General features: G+C 69.1%; 21 protein-coding genes. 14 read left to right on the forward strand and 7 right to left on the reverse strand.

Features of this window, described 5'->3' with window-relative positions:
• The first annotated feature begins 22 nt into the window (after positions 1 to 22).
• Complete coding sequence (locus tag AACL56_RS12975; RefSeq protein WP_339090224.1) at positions 23 to 439, forward strand: hypothetical protein; 417 nt, start codon at positions 23 to 25, stop codon at positions 437 to 439.
• Positions 440 to 472: 33 nt separating this feature from the next.
• Here AACL56_RS12975 and AACL56_RS12980 read toward each other — a convergent pair whose 3' ends face one another.
• Complete coding sequence (locus tag AACL56_RS12980; RefSeq protein WP_339090225.1) at positions 473 to 1,222, reverse strand: transporter substrate-binding domain-containing protein; 750 nt, start codon at positions 1,220 to 1,222, stop codon at positions 473 to 475.
• Between the two features lie 194 nt (positions 1,223 to 1,416).
• Here AACL56_RS12980 and AACL56_RS12985 point away from each other — a divergent pair, with 194 nt between their 5' ends.
• The 6 genes from AACL56_RS12985 (at position 1,417) to AACL56_RS13010 (ending at position 8,852) form a co-directional block, all read left to right on the forward strand.
• Positions 1,417 to 1,833 (forward strand): response regulator, encoded by a 417-nt coding sequence (locus AACL56_RS12985; RefSeq protein WP_339090226.1) that lies wholly within the window; start codon positions 1,417 to 1,419, stop codon positions 1,831 to 1,833.
• On the forward strand, positions 1,830 to 2,489 hold the full coding sequence (locus AACL56_RS12990; protein WP_339090227.1) for a biliverdin-producing heme oxygenase: 660 nt from the start codon (positions 1,830 to 1,832) through the stop codon (positions 2,487 to 2,489). The genes AACL56_RS12985 and AACL56_RS12990 overlap by 4 nt, the downstream gene beginning before the upstream one ends.
• Positions 2,490 to 2,589: 100 nt before the next feature.
• Positions 2,590 to 4,854, forward strand: coding sequence for an ATP-binding protein (locus tag AACL56_RS12995; protein WP_339090228.1), 2,265 nt, complete (start codon positions 2,590 to 2,592; stop codon positions 4,852 to 4,854).
• Positions 4,847 to 5,305 carry a response regulator gene (locus tag AACL56_RS13000; protein ID WP_339090229.1) on the forward strand — a complete coding sequence of 153 codons (459 nt, stop codon included), beginning with the start codon at positions 4,847 to 4,849 and terminating at the stop codon, positions 5,303 to 5,305. Before AACL56_RS12995 ends, AACL56_RS13000 begins: the two co-directional genes overlap by 8 nt.
• Entirely contained in the window at positions 5,298 to 7,841 is a 2,544-nt protein-coding gene (locus AACL56_RS13005; RefSeq protein WP_339090230.1) for a response regulator, read from the forward strand. Before AACL56_RS13000 ends, AACL56_RS13005 begins: the two co-directional genes overlap by 8 nt.
• Before the next feature lie 114 nt (positions 7,842 to 7,955).
• On the forward strand, positions 7,956 to 8,852 hold the full coding sequence (locus AACL56_RS13010) for an alpha/beta fold hydrolase (RefSeq protein WP_339090231.1): 897 nt from the start codon (positions 7,956 to 7,958) through the stop codon (positions 8,850 to 8,852).
• 7 nt (positions 8,853 to 8,859) lie between these two features.
• Here AACL56_RS13010 and AACL56_RS13015 read toward each other — a convergent pair whose 3' ends face one another.
• Positions 8,860 to 9,684: a substrate-binding domain-containing protein gene (locus AACL56_RS13015; RefSeq protein ID WP_339090232.1), complete on the reverse strand. Its 825-nt coding sequence runs from the start codon at positions 9,682 to 9,684 to the stop codon at positions 8,860 to 8,862.
• Positions 9,685 to 9,834: 150 nt separating this feature from the next.
• Positions 9,835 to 10,605: a TIGR04325 family methyltransferase gene (locus tag AACL56_RS13020; RefSeq protein ID WP_339090233.1), complete on the reverse strand. Its 771-nt coding sequence runs from the start codon at positions 10,603 to 10,605 to the stop codon at positions 9,835 to 9,837.
• A gap of 306 nt (positions 10,606 to 10,911) precedes the next feature.
• Here AACL56_RS13020 and AACL56_RS13025 point away from each other — a divergent pair, with 306 nt between their 5' ends.
• Together AACL56_RS13025 and AACL56_RS13030 are read left to right on the forward strand one after the other, a co-directional pair.
• Entirely contained in the window at positions 10,912 to 11,262 is a 351-nt protein-coding gene (locus tag AACL56_RS13025) for an alpha/beta hydrolase (RefSeq protein WP_339092865.1), read from the forward strand.
• 102 nt (positions 11,263 to 11,364) lie between these two features.
• On the forward strand, positions 11,365 to 12,663 hold the full coding sequence (locus tag AACL56_RS13030) for an aspartate carbamoyltransferase (RefSeq protein WP_339090234.1): 1,299 nt from the start codon (positions 11,365 to 11,367) through the stop codon (positions 12,661 to 12,663).
• A gap of 15 nt (positions 12,664 to 12,678) precedes the next feature.
• Here AACL56_RS13030 and AACL56_RS13035 read toward each other — a convergent pair whose 3' ends face one another.
• Genes AACL56_RS13035 through AACL56_RS13045 form a run of 3 tightly spaced genes read right to left on the reverse strand, consistent with a single transcriptional unit; the run spans position 12,679 to position 13,856 of the window.
• Entirely contained in the window at positions 12,679 to 13,029 is a 351-nt protein-coding gene (locus AACL56_RS13035; RefSeq protein ID WP_339090235.1) for a VOC family protein, read from the reverse strand.
• Entirely contained in the window at positions 13,026 to 13,319 is a 294-nt protein-coding gene (locus AACL56_RS13040) for a hypothetical protein (protein ID WP_339090236.1), read from the reverse strand. Before AACL56_RS13040 ends, AACL56_RS13035 begins: the two co-directional genes overlap by 4 nt.
• 57 nt (positions 13,320 to 13,376) lie before the next feature.
• Positions 13,377 to 13,856 carry a hypothetical protein gene (locus AACL56_RS13045; RefSeq protein WP_339090237.1) on the reverse strand — a complete coding sequence of 160 codons (480 nt, stop codon included), beginning with the start codon at positions 13,854 to 13,856 and terminating at the stop codon, positions 13,377 to 13,379.
• 182 nt (positions 13,857 to 14,038) lie between these two features.
• Here AACL56_RS13045 and AACL56_RS13050 point away from each other — a divergent pair, with 182 nt between their 5' ends.
• The gene (locus AACL56_RS13050; RefSeq protein ID WP_339090238.1) at positions 14,039 to 14,386 is read left to right on the forward strand and encodes a hypothetical protein; all 348 of its coding nucleotides are present in this window, start codon (positions 14,039 to 14,041) and stop codon (positions 14,384 to 14,386) included.
• A gap of 70 nt (positions 14,387 to 14,456) precedes the next feature.
• On the forward strand, positions 14,457 to 15,410 hold the full coding sequence (locus AACL56_RS13055) for a MurR/RpiR family transcriptional regulator (protein WP_339090239.1): 954 nt from the start codon (positions 14,457 to 14,459) through the stop codon (positions 15,408 to 15,410).
• Here the strand turns inward: AACL56_RS13055 and AACL56_RS13060 are convergent.
• On the reverse strand, positions 15,347 to 16,207 hold the full coding sequence (locus tag AACL56_RS13060) for an HAD-IIA family hydrolase (protein ID WP_339090240.1): 861 nt from the start codon (positions 16,205 to 16,207) through the stop codon (positions 15,347 to 15,349). The two genes, AACL56_RS13055 and AACL56_RS13060, sit on opposite strands and share 64 nt — an antisense overlap.
• 150 nt (positions 16,208 to 16,357) lie before the next feature.
• On the opposite strand from AACL56_RS13060, the gene AACL56_RS13065 reads away from it, so the two are divergent.
• The 3 genes from AACL56_RS13065 to phnE are packed head-to-tail and all read left to right on the forward strand — an operon-like array spanning position 16,358 to position 19,127.
• Positions 16,358 to 17,296 carry a phosphate/phosphite/phosphonate ABC transporter substrate-binding protein gene (locus AACL56_RS13065; protein WP_339090241.1) on the forward strand — a complete coding sequence of 313 codons (939 nt, stop codon included), beginning with the start codon at positions 16,358 to 16,360 and terminating at the stop codon, positions 17,294 to 17,296.
• An 11-nt stretch (positions 17,297 to 17,307) separates the two neighbouring features.
• A complete protein-coding gene (phnC, locus tag AACL56_RS13070; protein ID WP_339090242.1) occupies positions 17,308 to 18,132 on the forward strand; it encodes a phosphonate ABC transporter ATP-binding protein in 825 nt (274 codons plus the stop codon).
• Complete coding sequence (phnE, locus tag AACL56_RS13075; protein ID WP_339090243.1) at positions 18,129 to 19,127, forward strand: phosphonate ABC transporter, permease protein PhnE; 999 nt, start codon at positions 18,129 to 18,131, stop codon at positions 19,125 to 19,127. The genes phnC and phnE overlap by 4 nt, the downstream gene beginning before the upstream one ends.
• Positions 19,128 to 19,199 lie beyond the last annotated feature (72 nt).

Below are 19,199 nucleotides of genomic sequence, written 5' to 3' on the forward strand. Positions count from 1 at the left end.
ACGATCACCGGGAAACATCACCATGAAGACTTCATTCCGATCATTGGCCGCGGCAGCAGGCGTTGCCGCCGCGCTGGCACTGGCCGGCTGCGGCGCGCGCAGCGAACCCGAAGCCGACCTCGTCGGCATCTACGCCGTGAAGCAGAACGGCGCACTCAGGGAGCTCGTCAAGATCGAGCGGCAGGGCGACCGCTACGTGATGCGCGACAAGGTGCGCACGGCGGACTGGAGCGAGCCGAAGATGCAGATGCGGCCCGTGACGCGCGAGCGCTGGAGCCGCATCACCACCGACCAGGAAAACACCGCCTTCGTGGGCGTGGCGAGCGAGCAGCTCGGCATCTTCAAGGTGCCGGCGGGCTGGCAGAAGAACGGCTTCAAGACCTCGACCGGCTACTTCCTGTTCTATTCGCAGGGACCGGTCGAGGCGTACAAGCTCTGAGCCCGGAGCGCGGCTGCGAGGGCCGGCCGCGGCTCAGGCGGCGGGCGCCACGCTGGCGCCCTCGATGCGGTGGCGCTTCAGGGCGTCCGCCACGAAGCCGCTGGCCTTCATTTCCTCGACGAAGCCCGCCAGCAGCGCCTGCGCCTGCGCGCCGCGGCTGGCCGGCGTGCCCATGGCCTGCTGGATCACCATGAAGCGCCCGGGCAGCACGCGCACGCCGGGTGCGCGCCGCGCCTCGCCTTCGAGCATCTGGCGAATGCCGGCGGCCACCTCGACCTCGCCCGAGCGCAGCGCCGCCAGCGCGGGGCCTGCGCCTTGCAGCCGGACGATCTCGGCGGCCCTGATCTCGCGCGTGAGGAACAGGTCGTACGCGCTGCCCGAGCCGACCGAGATGCGGTGGCCCCTGGCGTCGATCTGTGCGTTGTCCGTGAGCGCCGACGATTCGGGAACGAGGTAGCCTCCCTCGATCAGCACGTAGGGTGCGGTGAACAGCAACCCCTCGCTGCGGGCCGGGTCGATGGCGAAGAAGCCGATGTCGGCCTTCTCGTTCTTCACCGCGTCGACCGACGCAGCCGCTTTCTCGAACTGCACCAGCTCGATGTCCACGCCCAGCCGGCGGGCGAATTCGCGGGCCAGGTCGACCGACACGCCCACCGGCGCGCCAGTGGCGGCGTCCTTGTTGGCCAGGATCGGGTTGCCGAGGTTGATCGAGGCGCGCAGCGTGCCGTTCGGGGCGAAGGCGGCGACGAGGGCAGGGGAGACCGGGGCGGAGGGCTGAGTCATGGCGGTAGTTCGCCAGCAAAGGCGAGAGTTGGCAGGAGTTGGCTGAAGTTCGCAGGAAAGTCGGTGCGGAAGTCCAATGCCAGTTTACGGGTGCTTCTTGCCGAATTTCCTACTGGATGTAGGGAAGCACGCTCACCGGCCGTGCGCCATGTTCGCGTAGGCTTGGCACATTCGCAGACCGACCATCCGCAGCCGTGCCGCTTTCCACTTTCCTCGTCGAAGACAACGCCCTCATCCGCCACCACCTGATCGCCGCGATGGAGGACGAAGCCGACATCCGTCTCATCGGCACCGCCACCACCGAAGCAGAAGCCGTCGCCTGGCTCGAGGAGAACCCGGCCGCCTGGGACCTGCTCGTGGTCGACCTGTTCCTGCAGGAAGGGTCGGGGCTGGGCATCGTCAAGCGCTGCGGCAGGTGCCGTCCGGGCCAGCGGGTGGTGGTACTGACCAATTACGCCACCGGCGAGATCGCCGACTGGGCGCGCGAGCTCGGCGCCGATGCGGTGTTCGACAAGGCCGCCGACCTCGGCGAGTTCTTCGCGCTGTGCGCCGGCCTCGACGGCGAGGCGCGATCTCGCGGCGACGAGCCGCTGGAACAGGTGGCCCCATGAGTGCGGCCGCTCCTCTTTCGACCGCGCCATCCGTGGCCGAAGTGCTGCGCCCGCTGCGCACCGCGACCCACGCGCTGCACGAGGCGCTCGACAGCAGCCTGCCCATCGCCCGAGAGAACGCCTCCCTGGCCGACTACGCAGCGCACCTGCGCGCGTTGCGTCCCTGGCTCGAGTCGGTGCGCGAGGCGCTGGCCGCCGCCGGCGACCCGGGCCTGGACCGCGTGGCGCACCGCGCCGGACGCCGGCTGGCTGCACTCGAGCTCGACCTGGACGACGCCGGGCTGAATGACGACGCGTCGGTCGGCAAGCCGCTCGATACGCCGCACGGGGAGGGCGATGCCCGCCGGCTCGCCGATGCCTCGCGCGACCCCGCCTTCGCCTGGGGCCTGGCCTATGTGCTGGAGGGCTCCCAGCTCGGCGGTGCGGTCATGCTCAAGCGCCTCGGGCCGCGCCTGGCACCGCACCCGATGCGGTACTTCCATCCGGTCGATGCGCCCGAGGGCCTGGCCGCGCAATGGAAGGAATTCGTCGCCCAGCTGGCCTCGGCCCTGCACGACCCGGCCGCGGTCGACGCGGCGCAGCGCGGCGCGGTGGCCGGTTTCGAGTCGCTGATGCCGCGCTTCGGCATGGGCAGTCCGCAGCCGCAATGCCTGTAGGAATCCGCCGACGAAACGCCCCGCGACCCACAGGCATGATCGATCCGACCCACCTTCCGATGAACCCGCGCGGACACCGCCGCGCCGATTGACCGTGCCCATGCCCATCGCGACCACAGCGACCATTGCCGAATCCCGGGTCATCGAGCCGCCCCAGGTCGACCTGTCCTCCTGCGACCTCGAACCGATCCGCGTGCCCGGCTCGATCCAGCCGCACGGCCGTCTGCTGGTGCTGGAGCCCGAATCGCTCGCGCTCGTGGCCTGGAGCGACAACTGGCCGGACGCGCATCTCAACGCCATGCCGGCCCTTCTCGGCGCGCGGCGCATGCCGGTGCTGCTGCCCGGCGGCTCGCCGGTCTCGCTGGGCACGGTGGAGGTGGGCGGCGAGCTGTTCGACGCCTCTGCACATCGCAGCGAGCGCCACCTGATCGTCGAGTTCGAGGCGGCCCTGCCGCCCGCCGGCAACGAGGCGCCCATCTACACGCTCGGCCGGGTCTTCCTCCCGCAACTGCAGGAGGCCGACACCCTGGTGCGGCTGGCGGCGCTCGCGGCGCGCGAGATGAAGCGGCTCACCGGATTCGGACGCTGCCTGGTCTACCGCTTCGACGAGGCCGGACACGGCGAGGTGCTGGCCGAGGAGATCGAGCCCGGCTACGACAGCTACATCGGCCATCACTTCCCGGCCTCCGACATCCCGCAGCAGGCGCGTGCGCTCTACCTGGTCAACCACTTCCGGCTGATTGCCGACGCCAACTACCAGCCGGTGCGCCTGCGTGCCGCCGATGCGGCGCTCACCGCATCCGACATCGACCTGTCGCAGGCGCAGTTGCGCAGCGTCTCGCCGATCCACCTGGAGTACATGCGCAACATGGGCACGCTGGCGTCCATGTCGGTGTCGATCGTGATCGACGGCCGGCTCTGGGGGCTCATCTCGTGCCACGACCACGCGCCGCGTTTCCTCGACACCGGCACGCGGCTGGCCTGCGAGCACCTCGGGCAGCTGCTGTCGCTGCAGATCCAGTCGAAGGAGACCAATGGCGAGGTGGCCGAACGGCTCGAGCTGCGCCAGCTCACGCTGCAGATCGTCTCGCACCTGGCCGAAAGCGACGCCACCTTGCAGCACCTGGTGTCCGAAGCCTCGCTGATGCTGCGCGTGATGCGTGCCACCGGCGCCGCCGTGGTGCTCGACGACGAGGTATGGAGCGTGGGCGATGTGCCCGAGCGCGCGCAGGTGCAGGACCTTGCGAGCTGGATCGCCGGGCTGGGCGTGGAGGTGTACGACAGCGACGCGCTGGCGGCGCATTTCGCGCCGGCGGAAGCCTTCGCCGGCACGGCGGCAGGCGTGCTCGCCATTTCCATCTCTCAGGTGCACCGCCACCTGATCCTGTGGTTCCGGCCGGAGATCGTGCGCACCGTGCGCTGGGCGGGCGATCCGCACAAGCCGATGAGCGCGCACGGCGGGCGCATGCACCCGCGGCTGAGCTTCACGAGCTGGGTCGAGCACATCCGGGGCCGGTCGCTGCCTTGGTCGGCCGCCGAGGCCGGCGCTGCGTCCGAACTCCGCCAGGCGCTGATCGGCGTGGTGCTGCGCCGTGCCGAGGAGCTCGCGGCCGTGGCCACCGAGCTGGGCCGGGCCAACAAGGAGCTCGAGGCGTTCTCGTACACCGTGTCGCACGACCTGCGCGCGCCCATGCGCCACATCGCGGGCTACGTCGACCTGGTGGCGCAGACCGAGGGCCGGCAACTCAGCGAGCGGGCCCACCGCTACCTGGGGCACGTCAAGGATGCCGCGGCGTTTGCCGGACAGATGGTCGACGCGCTGCTCGACTTCTCGCGCATGGGCCGCGCCGCTCTGAAGCAGCGGCCGGTCGACACCGCCTCGCTGGTCGACGGGCTGGTGCGCGAACTCATGCGGCTGGAGCCGCAGCGCGACATCGAGTGGCAGATCGACGCGGCGCTGCCGACGCTGTATGCCGACCCGCTGCTGCTGCAGGTGGCGGTGCGCAACCTGCTGGCCAACGCGGTCAAGTACTCGCGCACGCGCCACCCCGCGCGCATCGCGGTGCGCGCCGCGCACGACGCGCTCGGCGACGGGCTCGAGGTGCAGGACAACGGTGTCGGCTTCCAGATGAAGTACGCGGACAAGCTGTTCGGCGTGTTCCAGCGGCTGCACCAGGCGGAAGAATTCGAAGGCACGGGCATCGGCCTGGCCAATGTGAAGCGGATCGTGGAGCGTCATGGCGGCACGGTCCGGGCCGTGGGAGAGGTGGATGCCGGCGCGTGCTTCGGCTTCATCCTCCCGCGGTGGGACCCTGAACAGGCAGCGGCGGCGGCGCCGGCTGCGAACGGAGAAGGACATGCTTAAGCCGATCCTGCTTGTCGAAGACGACAAGCGCGACCTGGAACTCACCCTGATTGCGCTGGAGCGCAGCCAGCTTGCCAATGAAGTGGTGGTGCTGCGCGACGGCGCGCAGGCCCTCGAATACCTGCACCGGCAGGGCGAGTACGCCGAGCGCGACGAGGGAAACCCGGCCGTGATCCTGCTCGACCTCAAGCTGCCCAAGGTCACCGGCCTGGAGGTGCTGCAGGAGGTGCGCGGCGACGCGGCGCTGCGCAGCATCCCGGTGGTGATGCTCACCTCGTCGCAGGAAGAATCGGACGTGCTGCGCAGCTATGAACTCGGCGTGAACGCCTACGTGGTCAAGCCCGTGGCGTTCGATCGCTTCGTCTCGGCCATTGCCGAGCTCGGTGTCTTCTGGGCGGTGCTCAACGAGCCGCCGCCCGGCTCGCTGAAGGCGGCGCGCAAGCATGAGTGACGCGGGCGTCACAGTCGCTGCGACGGCCGTGCACGCACCGCCGCTGGACGTGCTGATCCTCGAAGACTCGCGCTTCGACGTCGAGCTGCTGCTCGAAGCGCTGGCGCTCGCCTTGCCGACGGCCCGGCCGCGCGTGGTGCGCGACGAGGCCGGCTTCACCGGCGCGCTGGCCGAGCAGCCCTATGCACTGATCTTGTCCGACTTCGAGCTCCCGGGCTTCTCGGGCGCGCACGCACTCGAACTGGCCCGCGCCACGGTGCCCGACACGCCTTTCATCTTCGTGTCCGGCGTGATCGGCGAGGACAACGCGGTCGAGCTGCTGAAGAGCGGCGCCACCGACTACGTGAGCAAGGGCCGCCTCGCGCGGTTGCCGGTGGTGGTGGAGCGCGCGCTCAACGAGGCCGCCGACCGCCGCGCCAAGGCACTGGCGGAACAGCGCCTGAGCGCGGCGAACACGTCCATCATGCGGGCCGAGGCAAGGCGCCTGGCGCTGATGGAGCTGGGCGACCGCATCCGCGACATGGACGAGCCGACGGACATCGCCTATGCCGCGTCCGAGATGCTGGGGCTGCAGTTGTGCGTCGACCGCGCCGGCTACGGCCTGGTCGACACCGCGGCCGAGACCATCGCGATCGACCGCGACTGGACCGCGCCCGGCATCGCGAGCCTGGCGGGTGTGCTGCACTTCCGCGACTATGGCTCCTATATCGAGGACCTGCGCCGCGGCGTGACCGTGGCCTTCGCCGATGCGCGCACCGACCCGCGCACACGCGACAACGCCGATGCGCTCGACGCCATCACCGCGCGCGCCGTGCTGAACATGCCGCTCACCGAACGCGGCGGGCTGGTGGGGCTGCTCTACCTGAACCATGGGCAGGCGCGGCCCTGGCTGCGCGACGAACTCGACTTCGTGCGCGAGGTCGGCGACCGCGTGCGCTCGGCCATCGCGCGGCGCGAGGCGCAGATCGAACTGATGGCGTTCGCCGCGTCGCTGGAGCAGCAGGTGCGCGCGCGGACCCAGGAGCGCGACCGCACCTGGGCGCTGAGCCAGGACCTGCTGGGCGTGGCCACGCACGACGGCCGCTTCGTCAGCGTCAATCCCGCCTGGCAGACCGTGCTGGGATGGAGCGCCGACGAGGTCTGCGCCACGCCGTTCCGCGAACTGCTGCATCCCGACGATCGCGAAACGACCGAGGCCGAGCTGGTCCGGCTCGCCGGCGGGGCGCGCACCATCGATTTCGAGAACCGCTACCGCACCAAGGCGGGCGGTTACCGGTGGCTCTCGTGGACCGCGGTGCCCGACAACGGGCTGCTGTACGCGGCCGCGCGCGACATCACCGAACAGAAGGAGCGCGCGGCCGAGCTCGAGGCGGCGCGCGAGCAGCTGCGCCAGAGCCAGAAACTCGAAGCCGTGGGCCAGCTCACCGGCGGGCTCGCGCACGACTTCAACAACCTGCTGGCCGCCATCAGCGGCAGCCTCGAACTCATGCGTCGCCGCGGCCTCGAAGGCCGTCCGACCGACATGGAGCGCTACATCGGCGTGGCGCAGGGCGCGGTCAAGCGCGCGGCCTCGCTCACGCACCGCCTGCTGGCCTTCTCGCGGCGGCAGACACTCGAGCCCAAGCCGCTGAATGCCAACCGGCTCGTCACCGACATGGAAGAGCTGCTGCGCCGCACGCTGGGCCCGCACATCGCGCTGGAGAACGTGGCCGCCGTGGGCCTGTGGAACGTGCACGCCGACCCGGGACAGCTCGAGAACGCGCTGCTGAACCTGTGCATCAATGCGCGCGACGCCATGCCCGAGGGCGGCAAGCTGGTCATCGAGACGGCCAACCGCTGGATCGATGCGCGCGCCTCGCGCGGGCGCGACCTGCCCATGGGGCAGTACGTGTCGCTCACCGTCAGCGACAACGGCGTGGGCATGCCGCCCGAAGTGGTGGCGCGCGCCTTCGACCCGTTCTTCACCACCAAGCCGATCGGCATGGGCACGGGACTGGGCCTGTCGATGATCTACGGTTTCGCCAAGCAGTCGGGCGGACAGGTGCGCATCTACTCCGAGGTGGGCAAGGGCACCTCGGTGAGCATCTACCTGCCGCGTCACGACATGCAGGAGGAAGCCGCCTCCGCGCCTGCCGAGGCCGTGCTCGCGCCGCGCGCCGACCAGGGCGATACCGTGCTGGTGGTGGACGACGAGCCGGCGCTGCGGATGATCATCGTCGAGGTGATGCAGGGCCTGGGCTACGCCACGCTGGAGGCCGGCGACGGCGCCGAGGCGCTGCGCATCCTGCAGACGCCGCGCCAGCGCATCGACCTGCTGGTGAGCGACGTGGGCCTGCCCGGCGGCATGAACGGCCGCCAGGTGGCCGACGCCGCGCGCACTGCGCGCCCCGACCTCAAGGTGCTGTTCATCACCGGCTATGCCGAGAACGCGGTGCTCAGCCATGGCCACCTCGACCGCGGCATGCACGTGATGACCAAGCCCTTCGAGATGGACGTGCTGGCAAGGCGCGTGAAGCAGCTCATCGAGAGCCGGTAGCGGCGAGGTGCCAGAAGACGCCGGGAGCCTCCTGCACCGGGGCCTTCCGGATCTTCAGCAGACCTTCAGGCAGGCGGCTCACCATGGCGGGTGTCGCAAAAGAACGCACTGCCGATGAGCCCTTTCGAAGCACGTCTCTTCGCCGGGCATTTCCGCTCGCCGGAAGCCCATTCCTCGCTGCTGGATTCGTATGCCCGCGTGCTCGCGCGCTGGCCCGTGCCGTACGACAGCCGCTATGTGGAAACGCGCTGCGGCCGCGCGCACGTGCTGGCCTGCGGGCCGGCCTATGCGCCGCCCGTGGTGCTGCTGCATGCCGGCGGCGCGAACTCGACGGCGTGGATCCACGTCATCGAACGGCTCGCCGCCTCGCTGCAGGTCTATGCGGTCGACGTCATCGGCGACGCCGGCCGCAGCGAGGGGCGCCGGCCTTCGTCCGAGGACGCGTACTGCAACTGGCTGGACGACGTCCTCATCGGTCTCGGACGGCCGAAGGTGGGTCTTTGCGGCGTCTCGTTCGGCGGCTGGCTCGCAGCGGCCTACCTGCGCCAGAGTTCGCGCCGCGCCTCGAAGCTCGCGCTGCTGGCGCCGCCCAACATCGAGTCGCCCGGCGTCGGCTACCTTGTCCGTGCGGGCCTGGCGGCCCTCTTGCCGAACGAGCGCACCGTGCGCGGCCTGCGCGGCATGCTTTCCTCGCCGGTGGTACCGCCGCCGCCGGCCTGGGCGTTCGACGACCTGCTGGTGCGCGCGCGCTGCCAGCGCGGCCACCCGCGGCCATCCGGCCGCATGAGCGACGACGACCTGCGTGTGCTGCCGAAGGACACGCTCATGCTGCTCGGCGGCGACGAGGCGCTGTACGACCCGACGCACGCCTGGGCCCGCGTGAGGGCGCACGCGCCGCACGTGCGTGTGGAGCTCGTGCCCGATGCAGGCCACCTGATCGACGGCGACCAGCCGTTCAAGGTCGGCAATGCGCTGGTGGAGTTCTTCCGGCGCGACGGGTGGACCCTGTAGCGCGCCTTCAGCGTGCCGGCAGCGGCTCGAGGCCGGTCTTCGCGATGCCCGGTGCCGCGGCGGGGGAGTTCAGGTAGCGGATCAGCTGTCGTGCCGCGTCGGGCTGCTTCGAGCCGGTGGCGATGCCTGCGGAGAACACCGTCACCTGCTGCACCTCGGCGGGCAGCGGGCCGATGTAGTCGATACCCGCGATCGGCAGCAGCTCGCTCACCTGCTGCAGCCCGAGCGCCGCGTCGCCGCGCGCCACCACCGCGCCGACGCGTTCGCTCAGGATGCGCTTGCTCCTGGGCTTGACCTGCTCCTCGATGCCGAGCTTGCGAAGCAGCTCGGTCTCGTAATAGGTGCCGCTGGCACTGGCCGAGTAGGCGATCGACGGTGCGGCGAGCAGCGTGCGCCTGAGCGCGTCGACCGTGCCGATGTCGGGCCTGGGCGAGCCCTTGCGCACCGCGAAGCCGATGCTCGAGCGCACGAGGTCGACCTGGCTGCCGGGCACCACCTTGCCCTGCGCGACCAGCGCGTCGAGCGCGGGCCGCGCCAGGATCACCACGTCGGCCGGCTCGTTGCGCGCGAGCCGGCTCGGGATCGAGTCGGTGGCATTGCCCATCGACGCGCCATAGGCCGTCTTCACCGTGCGGCCGCTGCTGCGCTCGAATGCCGGACGCAGGTCGTTGTAGGCGGCCGTGAAGCCGCCCGATGTCATGACGTGGATATCGTCCGATGCGGCCGCAGGCATGCCGCCGTTCGGGGTGCCGAGGCCGCCGCAGCCGGCGAGCGCCAGCGCGGCGAGCAGGGGCAGGGCGGCGCGGCGGGTGAGTGCGAGAAGGGGCTTCATCGGATGTCTCCTTGGCAAAGGTCCATCGTAGGAGCGGGGCTGTCATTCAGCCCTCAGGAAATTCGGGGTTAGTACCGAAGCCTTTCGTTTTCCCTCGTGGCGGACACGCGAGGCACGCCGTCGTGCGCCGGGCGGCCGGCCTCGGCCGGTTCAGGCCGCGAGGTCGAAGCAGCAGCCTGCGTAGTAGGGCTTGTCGCCGCCAGCGACGAAGGGCACCTCGATCGGCTTGCCTTCGTTGCGCCACACGTCGCGCTTCTTGTAGCCGGCGCGCGCGAGCTCGGCCAGCAGGTCGTCGTGGTGCTGGATGCGGTACGGGCACACCGCCACGCCGATGCTGTTGAGCGTGAAGATGGTGCGCTCCGGGTGCACGGCGGTGGTGTTCATGATGATCCGCTTCGGCTTCACATGCAGCGCCGACAGGATCTCCTCCATTCGCGTGGGCAGGTACTGCAGGCTGCCCGAGGCGTACAGCACGTCGCAGCCGCTCGCATCGCGGTAGTCGGTCGTGAAGTCGAGCTGCGCGGTGGCCTCGCGCTTGATCGCCATGGCGCGCCCGCTGTCGACCACGCCGGGCACGTCGCACACGGTCCAGTGCAGGTCTTCGGGGTAGCTCAGCACGCGGCGGAAGGCGTAGTACTTGATGCCGACGTGCCCGCCCAGGTCGAACACGCGCGTCATTCCCGCGTCGATGGAGCGGCCGAGCCAGAACAGGCCGGGGTAGTCGTAGAAGTAGATCTGCGGGCTGTAGAGCTCGCCGGCATCGGCGTTGGCATAGCCCACGGCCTTGCTCGGCGGCGCGCCGGCCTCCGCGGCTGCGAAGCTGTCGAACGAACCCATGAAGAGGTTCTCGTCGGTGTTGTTGAGAAACTTGCGCCGGTAGGCGCTTTCGCGCGGCAGGAACTGCAGCAGGGTCGAGAGCATCTGTGTCTCCAATGGCTGGTTCATTCTGAACGCAACCAAACTGTTGAAGACGTAAAACCATGTGCTGCGGTGGCGGTTACCCCGCACGGGGTACATACCGTCCGGGCGCAGGCGGCGATTCCCTCGATGCGTTCCGTCGGGCTGCCACAGCCCCTGTTCTTCGGTGCAATCCCTATTGACCCTTTCGATTTTCAAGGGCGGCATTGTTTCAATACCGTGAACGCCGCGGTTCTTTTTGCCGCGGTTTTTTGTGCGTCCGCGGCCGCAAACTTCTCCTCACCAACCAAACACCTGAAGGAGATTGAAATGAATGCCTCGAAGATCCTCGCTGCTGCTGCTCTCTCGCTCCTGGCTGCTGCCGGAGCCCACGCAGAAACCTATGACGGCGTGCACACCGTGAATTCGTCGGTCTCGCGTGCCGAAGTGGCACCGCAAGGCGCGGCCGCCGCACGTGCCGGCAACGAATACAGCGAAGCTGCCGCTGCCGGAGCCCAAAGCTTCACCTCGACCGCCAACCGCGCCACCGTGCAGGCCGAAGCCGTCGCCAAGGCACATGACCCGCTGGCCAGCCTCGACCGCCGCGCGTTCTATCGCGACGAAGTGCCGCAAGCCTACAAGAAGCCCAGCGTGTCGTTCACGCGCCAGGCCGGCTTGTAAGTCACTGCACCAGCAGAAAGCAACGGGCCCTTGGGCCCGTTTTTTCATGGCCGCAGCCACGGCACTTTCGAAATATACGCATTGAGTATATATTCGCGGCCTATGACTTCCATGCCGCAACAGGTGCTCCTCCGCGACGCGATGCGTCAGCTCAACATGACGCGCGACGCTTTCGCCGAGCGCATCGGCAGCCGAAGAAGGGCGCTCGACGCCTGGCTGCTGCCCGACGAATCCAACGAATTCAGGGCCATGCCCGAAGTGGCCCGGCGCTTCGTGAGCGAAATCATGGCGTCCGATGGTCGGCGCGGTGAATATACGCAAAGCGCACATGGAGGCGCTCTGCGCAAGGCCACGGCCGTGGACGGCTCGCACCACCTGCTGTCGGTGAGCCAGTTCAACCGGGACGCGATCGACGAGCTGTTCCAGCTGGCCGACGTCATGCAGCCCATCGCGCGCCGCCGCAAGGTCAGCCGCGTGCTCGAGGGCGCCGTGCTGGCCAACCTGTTCTTCGAGGCCAGCACGCGCACCCGCGTGAGTTTCGGCGCGGCATTCTGCCGACTCGGCGGCTCGGTGTGCGACACCACGGGCTTCACCTTTTCCTCGATGGCCAAGGGCGAGTCGATCTACGACACCAGCCGCGTCATCAGCGGCTATGTCGACGCCATCGTGGTGCGGCATCCGGAGCAGGGCTCGGTGGCCGAGTTCGCGCGCGCCACCAACGTGCCGGTCATCAACGGCGGGGACGGGCCGGGCGAGCACCCGAGCCAGGCGCTGCTCGACCTGTACACCATCCAGCGCGAGTTCTCGCGGCTGGGCAAGCTGGTGGACGGCGCGCACATCGCGATGGTGGGCGACCTGAAATACGGCCGCACGGTGCATTCGCTGATCAAGCTGCTGGCGCTCTACAAAGGCATGAAGTTCACGCTGGTCTCGCCGCCTTCGCTCGCCATGCCGGCGGAGATCGTCGAGGCCGTGAGCCGCAACGGCCACGTGGTCGAGACTGCGGCAACGCCCGCGCGCGCGCTGGCCGGCGCGGACATCATCTATGCCACGCGCATCCAGAAGGAACGCTTTGCGAACGACGAAGTGCTCGAAGGCTTCGACAACGCCTTCGAGATCAACCGCGCGCTGATCGAGTCGGACTGCAAGCCCGAGGTGGTGGTGATGCACCCGCTGCCGCGCGACGGCCGCCCCGGTTCGCACGACCTGAGCGTCGACCTCAACAACGACCCGCGCCTGGCCATCTTCCGCCAGACCGACAACGGCATTCCGGTGCGAATGGCGATCTTCGCCACGCTGCTGGGCGTCGACAAGCTCGTGAGCCGTTCGATGCGCGACGCCGCATGGACGCCGCCCTCGCACATCGGCCCCGACGACAGCGTGTTCCACGGCGCCGACTGATCCGGCGCAACGTGCTCAGGCGTGCGCGAGGATGTTGACCAGCTTGCCGAACGGATCGCGCACGTAGAAGCGGCGCACGCCCCAGGGCTCGTCGACCGGTCCGTACTCGATGGCGAAGCCCGCGGTCTTCAGCCGCTCGAAGGCCGTGTCGACGTCGTCCACCTCGATGGACAGATCGGGCACCGGCGTGCCGGAACCGCCTTCCGACGCCACGCTGAGCTGCACCGTCATCTCGGCCTGCGTGCCGTAGGTCTGGATCCAGCCGTGGTCCATGAGCAGTTCGAGCCCGAGCGCGTCCTTGTAGAAGAGCGCGGCGCGCGCCAGGTCGGGAGCGGCGATGTTGGCAACGATGCGTCTGACTTTCATGGGGCAGTCTTTCCGATGGTGAAGACGGCCCACTGGCCGTCGCGCTCCACATGGAGCAGGTCGCCTTCGATGCGGATGCCGGTCCAGCTCTCGATGCGCCCGTCGAGGCCGACGATCTCGATGCTGTCTTGCGACACCACGCGGTAGTCGAACAACGGTGCGGCGAGCGGGCCGTCCTTCATGCCGATCGTTGCGGCGACCTTGCCGCTGGCGTGGAAGCGGAAGCTGTTGACGAGCGTGTCGGACACGAGCTCGATGCGGCGGTCGAGGGGAAGGGCCGTCGTGGTCATGCGTGCGGTTCGTGTGATGTGTGTGATGTGTGCGATGTGTGCGATGTGTGCGGCCCGTCAGGACTCGAGCCATTCCTTCGCCTTCGATGCGCCATGGGCAATGGCGGCATCGATGTCGTCGAAGTGCCAGGACGGCGCGGGACCGCCGCCGGGCGTGACGAGGCTCAGGAAAGCCGCCCGCGATCTTTCCGATGTGACGGCCACCACCGGAAACGGCACGCCGCCGGGCTCGATGCCCGAGTCCATGAACTGCGAGATGTCCTGGAAGACGCGCAGCAGCGTGTTGCCCCAGCGGTAGCTCATGCCGCGGAAGTCGAGCACCACGCAGTCGGGTTCGAAGGCATGCAGGCCCTGCAGTGCGCTCGTCGCGATGAAGGCGCCATGGCCGTTGCCGAGGCTGCCGTCGGGGTAGTCGCCGTCGAAGGCGACCACCAGCACGGCCACGCGCCCGGTCTGCCTGCGATCGGCCAGCAGGAAGCGGCGGCGCAGGCCATCGGGGATGGCAGGCACGACTTCGGTCAGGGTGTATCGGCTCATCGGTGCGGGGCTCTCCTGTTTCTGCGGACTTGGATCGACCGAATATAGGCCTTCGACAGCAGGCCGTTCGCGCCCTCTCACCGCTGCATAAGCCGACTCTCACGCGTGCGTAAGCGAACTCTCACGGGCCGGTAAGTGCCGCGTCCTAAAGTGAAGAAACCATCACACACAAGGAGACAGCCATGAAGTTCCGTTCGGCAACCCTCTGCATCGCCACCGTGCCCATGCTGGCGCTGGCTTCGTTCGCGCACGCGGGCGGCCGTGGCGATCCGGACTATCCGCAGATCTCGCACTCGACCATGTCGCGCGACGCGGTGGAAGCGGATGCAATGCAAGCCAACACGGCGATGCATCCGACCGAAGTGCTCGAATCGCAGGTTGCCAAGCCGGTGTCCGGCGCGGACCGTGCGCAGGTGCAGGCCGAAGCGGTGCGCGCCAACAACGCGATGCATCCGACCGAGGTGCTCGAGTCGCAGGTCGCACCGCCGGTGGCGTCGGCGAGCCTGCCGTCCGGCGCCAGCGGCGAGTAGACGCACGCGGGCTGCGGCGCGGCGCCGCGATGCATCAAACCGCCATCGAGGGCGGGTAAGCTCGCGGGCCATGAAGCGCAACAGCACTCCCAAAGCCGCCGGCGGCAAGGCTTCTGCAGCCGCCGGCAAGACGCCCGTCGCAGCATCCGGCGCACCCGCTGCAGAGGCGCCCGACGCCCAGGTCTCCTCGGTGCTCGCGCGCATCCAGACGCTGTGGTCCTCGCTCGGCCCGGTGGGCCAGCGCATCGCCGACTTCATCGTGAAGAACCCGCGCGAGGTGGTGCACATGTCGGTCAGCGAAGTGGCCGAGCGCACCGGGTCGAGCGAGGGCAGCATCGTCGGCCTGTGCAAGAACCTCGGCGCCACCGGCTTCCAGCAGATCAAGATCGCGCTGGCGCAGGAGCTGGTGCGGCCGGTGCAGTTCATCCACGAAGACCTCGACCCGCAGGACAACACGACGGCGGTGATCCGCAAGATCTTCCAGAGCAACGTGCAGACGCTGCACGACACCGAGTCCACGCTCGACGCGAAGGCGATGGAGCGCGCGGTGAAGCTGTTCCGCAAGGCCGAGCGCATCGAGATCTACGGCATCGGCAGCTCGGCCACCATCGCCGAGGACGCGCACTACCGCATGCTTCGCATCGGGCTGAACGCCAAGGTGGTGGTCGACTCGCACGTGCAGGCCATCAGCGCCTCGCTGACCGACGCGCGCACGGCGGTGCTGACCATCTCGCACTCGGGCAGCACGCACGAGACGGTGACGGCCACGCGCCTCGCGAAGGAGGCGGGCGCCGCCACGGTGTGCATCACGAACTTCGGCAAGTCGCCGCTGCAGGCCTTCGCCGACGTGCTGCTGTTCACGATGGCGCGCGAGACCAACTTCCGCACCGAGGCGATGACGAGCCGGCTCGCGCAGCTGGCGATCATCGATGCGCTGATCGCCTGCCTCGCACTGTCGGACTACGACACCTCGGTGCGCACGCTGCGCCAGACCTTCGACGTGCTTTCGCTCAAGCGGTACTGAGCGGTCTCCTCCACGGGTTGCGCGGGACCGGAAGACGCGAACAGCCCGGCCACCGACGGCGCCACCGCACCCGGTGCCTGGCCCACCAGCACGCAGGCCATGCCCAGCCGCCCGGCGCCCTCGGCATCGGTGAGCGGGTTGTCGCCCACCACCACGGTGTCTTCGGCACGTGCGCCCAGGCAGCGCAGGCCTTCCTCGAAGAGCAGCGGCGCGGGCTTGCCCGTGACGCGCAACGGCCGCACGCCGCTGGCCGCCACCACGGCCGCCAGCAGCGCGCCGGTCTCGGGCACGACGCGTCCGTGCGGGCCGGGATGGGTGGCGTCCGCATTGCTCGCCACGAGCTGCGCGCCGCGCAGCAGTTCGTTCACCGCCAGCGCAAGGCGCGCGTGGCTGAACTGCATGTCGAGCGCGAGCAGCACAAAGTCGGCGCCGGACTGCACGAGGTCGCAACCCAGCGAGCGCGCATAGCGCTGCAGCGCAGGGCTCGCGACCATCATCACGCGCGCGCCGGGCTGCTCGCTCACCAGCTGGCGCACGGCCAGCTCTCCGGCCAGCACGATGCGCTCCGCGGGCACGCGCAGCCCGAGGCGGCGCAGCCGTTGCGCCAGGCCCGGCGCAGTGTGGGTGGAGTTGTTCGAGACGATGGCGTAGCGGCCTTCGAAATGCTTCAGCAGCTCGGCCGCGCCGGCAATGGCTTCCTGCTGGCGCACCAGCGTGCCGTCGAGGTCGACGAGCAGATGGCGGGCCCGCGCCAGGCGGGCGTCGGTGACCGCCGGTGTCTTGTGGTTCGTGCTCATGGCGGCGGATTGTATTGAAGATTGCTCAGTGATTTGTTGATTTTGAAATGAGCAAATTTCATTTGCTTGTCATCTTTGGTTTCTAAAGTTCCGGGCATCGACTCCCGAACATCGCCCTCCAACATCGTTTCGAACGAAGGAACCGACCCCATGAAGAACAAGCTCCTCGCCCTTGCTGCAGCCGCCGTGTCGCTGGCCGCCGCACTCTCGCTTCCGGCGCACGCCCAGGCAGTGGCCGACGGGTCGCGCGAACATCCGCTGCGCGTGCTGCTGATCCCGGCCGACGGCGGCACCGAGTCGGGCACCAAGGCCGACTACGCGCCGGTGTTCAACGCCATCACGCGCACCACGGGCCTCAACTTCGACCTGAAGGTCGGCCAGTCGTACGGCGCCGTGGTCGAGGGCATGTGCAACCAGCTCGCGGACATCGCCTTCTTCGGCCCCGTCTCGTATGTGCAGGCCCACAAGCGCGGCTGCGCGCAGCTGCTGGCCGTGGGCGTGGAGAAGGGCGCCTCGGTGTACTACGCCGGCATGTTCGCCAAGGCCAACGCGCCGATCGCCGGCATCAACGACGTGAAGGGCAAGCGCGTGGCCTTCGGCGACGTCAACTCGGCCTCGAGCTTCACCTTCCAGGTCGCGATGCTGATGGACGCCGGCATGGACCCGGCGAAGGACCTCTCGGCCATCCGCATGACCGGCAGCCACGCCAGCAGCCTGGCCGCGCTGGTGCAGGACCAGGTCGACGTGGCCTCGCTCTCGTTCGATTCGTACGAGAAGGCCGTGAAGCAGGGCGCCGTCGATCCGAAGACGGTGAAGGTCATTGCCAAAAGCATGGCCATTCCCTACCCGCCGCTGGCGCTGAACTCGAAGCTGCCCGAGCCGCTGAAGGCGAAGCTGAAGGACGCCTTCCAGACCGTGAACAAGGCGCCCGGCGTCACGCCCGACATGATCCGGGGTTACGGCGGCGGCAAGATCGACGGCTACGACACCAGGTTCTCGGAAGACGAGTTCAACGTCGCCGCCGAGAAGCTGGGGCTGCTCACCGACGAGGTCAAGGGCCGCATCCTGGCCAAGGCCGCACAGCGCTGAGCACGCACGCCATGCTGAAGTTCGAATCGGTCGCCATGCGCTATGCCGACGGCACGCAGGCGCTCGGCGGTGTCTCACTTCAGGTGCCCGCGGGCCAGTTCTGCGTGGTGCTGGGCTCGTCGGGCGCAGGCAAGTCGACGCTGCTGCGCATGGCCAACGGCCTGGTGAAGCCCACGCAGGGCACGGTGCAGGTCGAGGGCGTGCGCATCGCGGCCGATTCGCTGTCGCGCATCCGGCCGCGCATCGGCATGATCCACCAGCAGTTCAACCTCGTGCTGCGCTCCACCGTCGCCCAGAACGTGCTCGCGGGCGCGTTGCCGGGCATGCCGACCTGGCGCGCGCTGCTGGGCCTCTTCAGCGACGTTGCGCGGCGCAAGGCCTGCGAGCTCGTCGAATCGGTGGGCTTGCAGGAGCAGCACCTGCTGCGCCGCGTGAGCGAGCTGTCGGGCGGGCAGCAGCAGCGCGTGGGCATCGCGCGCGCCTTCATGCTCGACCCGCCGCTGGTGCTGGCCGACGAGCCCGTGGCCAGCCTCGACCCGCGCACCAGCCACGACGTGCTCGCGCTCCTGCGCACGCAGGCGCGCGAGCGCGGCACCACGGTGCTGTGCAGCCTGCACCAGATCGAGCTGGCCTGCGAGTTCGCGGACCGCATCGTCGCGCTGCGCCACGGTGAGGTGGTGTTCGACGGCGCGCCCGGCGCCTTCGATCCGACGGTCTTCGATGCGATCTACGGCCGCGCGCCCGCTGCGGCGGCACCCGGACGCCCCGAGGTCCACGGGACCGAGCCCGAGGCCGTGCTGCCGCTGCACACCGGCGTGCTGGAGCTTGCGCCATGAGCCGCCCGGCTTCCGCATGGAACCTGCCGCGTCCCTACGGCGCGCGCAGCCTGGCGGTGCTGCTCGCGGTGCTGGTGATCGGCTTCTTCGCCGGCCAGCGCGTCGAGATGGGCCGCATGCTCTCGCTGACCGGCGAAGGCGTGCTCGCGGCGGTGGGGCTGCGGGAGCAGTCGCAGGTGCTGTCTGGCCTGGGCACGATCGCGCGCTCGCTCTTTCCGCCGCAGATTTCTGAGCGCACCGAGACCGCGCGCATCGAGGACTTCGACCGCAACCGCCTGCCGTGGTTCTCGCACCTGGAAACCGTCGAGGTGCGCGAGCCCAAGCTCAACCCGCAGACGCTGCAGATGGAAGAGGTGGTCGACACGCGCGAGCTGCTGGTGGAGCCGCTGGGCTACCTGTGGCACGTGGCGGTGAAGATGCTCGAGACCTTCGAGATCGCCATCTGGGCCACGCTGCTGGCCATCGTGCTGAGCGTGCCGCTGGCCTGGTTCAGCGCGCGCAACTACACGCCGAACCGTGCCGCGTACGGGCTGGCGCGCGGCATCGTCGGCATGTTCCGCGCGGTGCCCGAGCTGGTGAGCGCGCTGTTCCTGGTGCTGGCCTACGGCTTCGGCCCCATTGCCGGCGTGCTGGCGCTCGCACTGCACTCGGCGGGTTTCCTGGGCAAGTTCTACGCGGAGGACATCGAGACCGCCGACGACAAGCCGCAGGAGGCGCTGCGTGCCATCGGCGCCAACAAGCTCAAGGTGATGCGCTTCGCGGTGCTGCCGCAGGTGATGCCGCAGTTCATCGCCTACACGCTGTACGTGCTCGACCGCAACGTGCGCATGGCCACCGTGGTGGGCCTGGTGGGCGCGGGCGGCATCGGCCAGGAACTCAAGGGCCGGTACGACATGTACAACTACGCGCACGTCGGGACGATCCTGATCGCGATCTTCCTCACCGTGCTGGTGCTCGACCGCCTCGCAGCCCGCCTGCGCAGCCGCTATGCCTGAGCCCTGATCTCTCCGCGCCGAAGCGCCCGCACGACGGGCTGCCGGGCGCGCCGCATTCTTCGTTTCTCCTGC

Source organism: Variovorax paradoxus (assembly GCF_902712855.1).
Lineage (GTDB): Bacteria > Pseudomonadota > Gammaproteobacteria > Burkholderiales > Burkholderiaceae_C > Variovorax > Variovorax paradoxus_Q.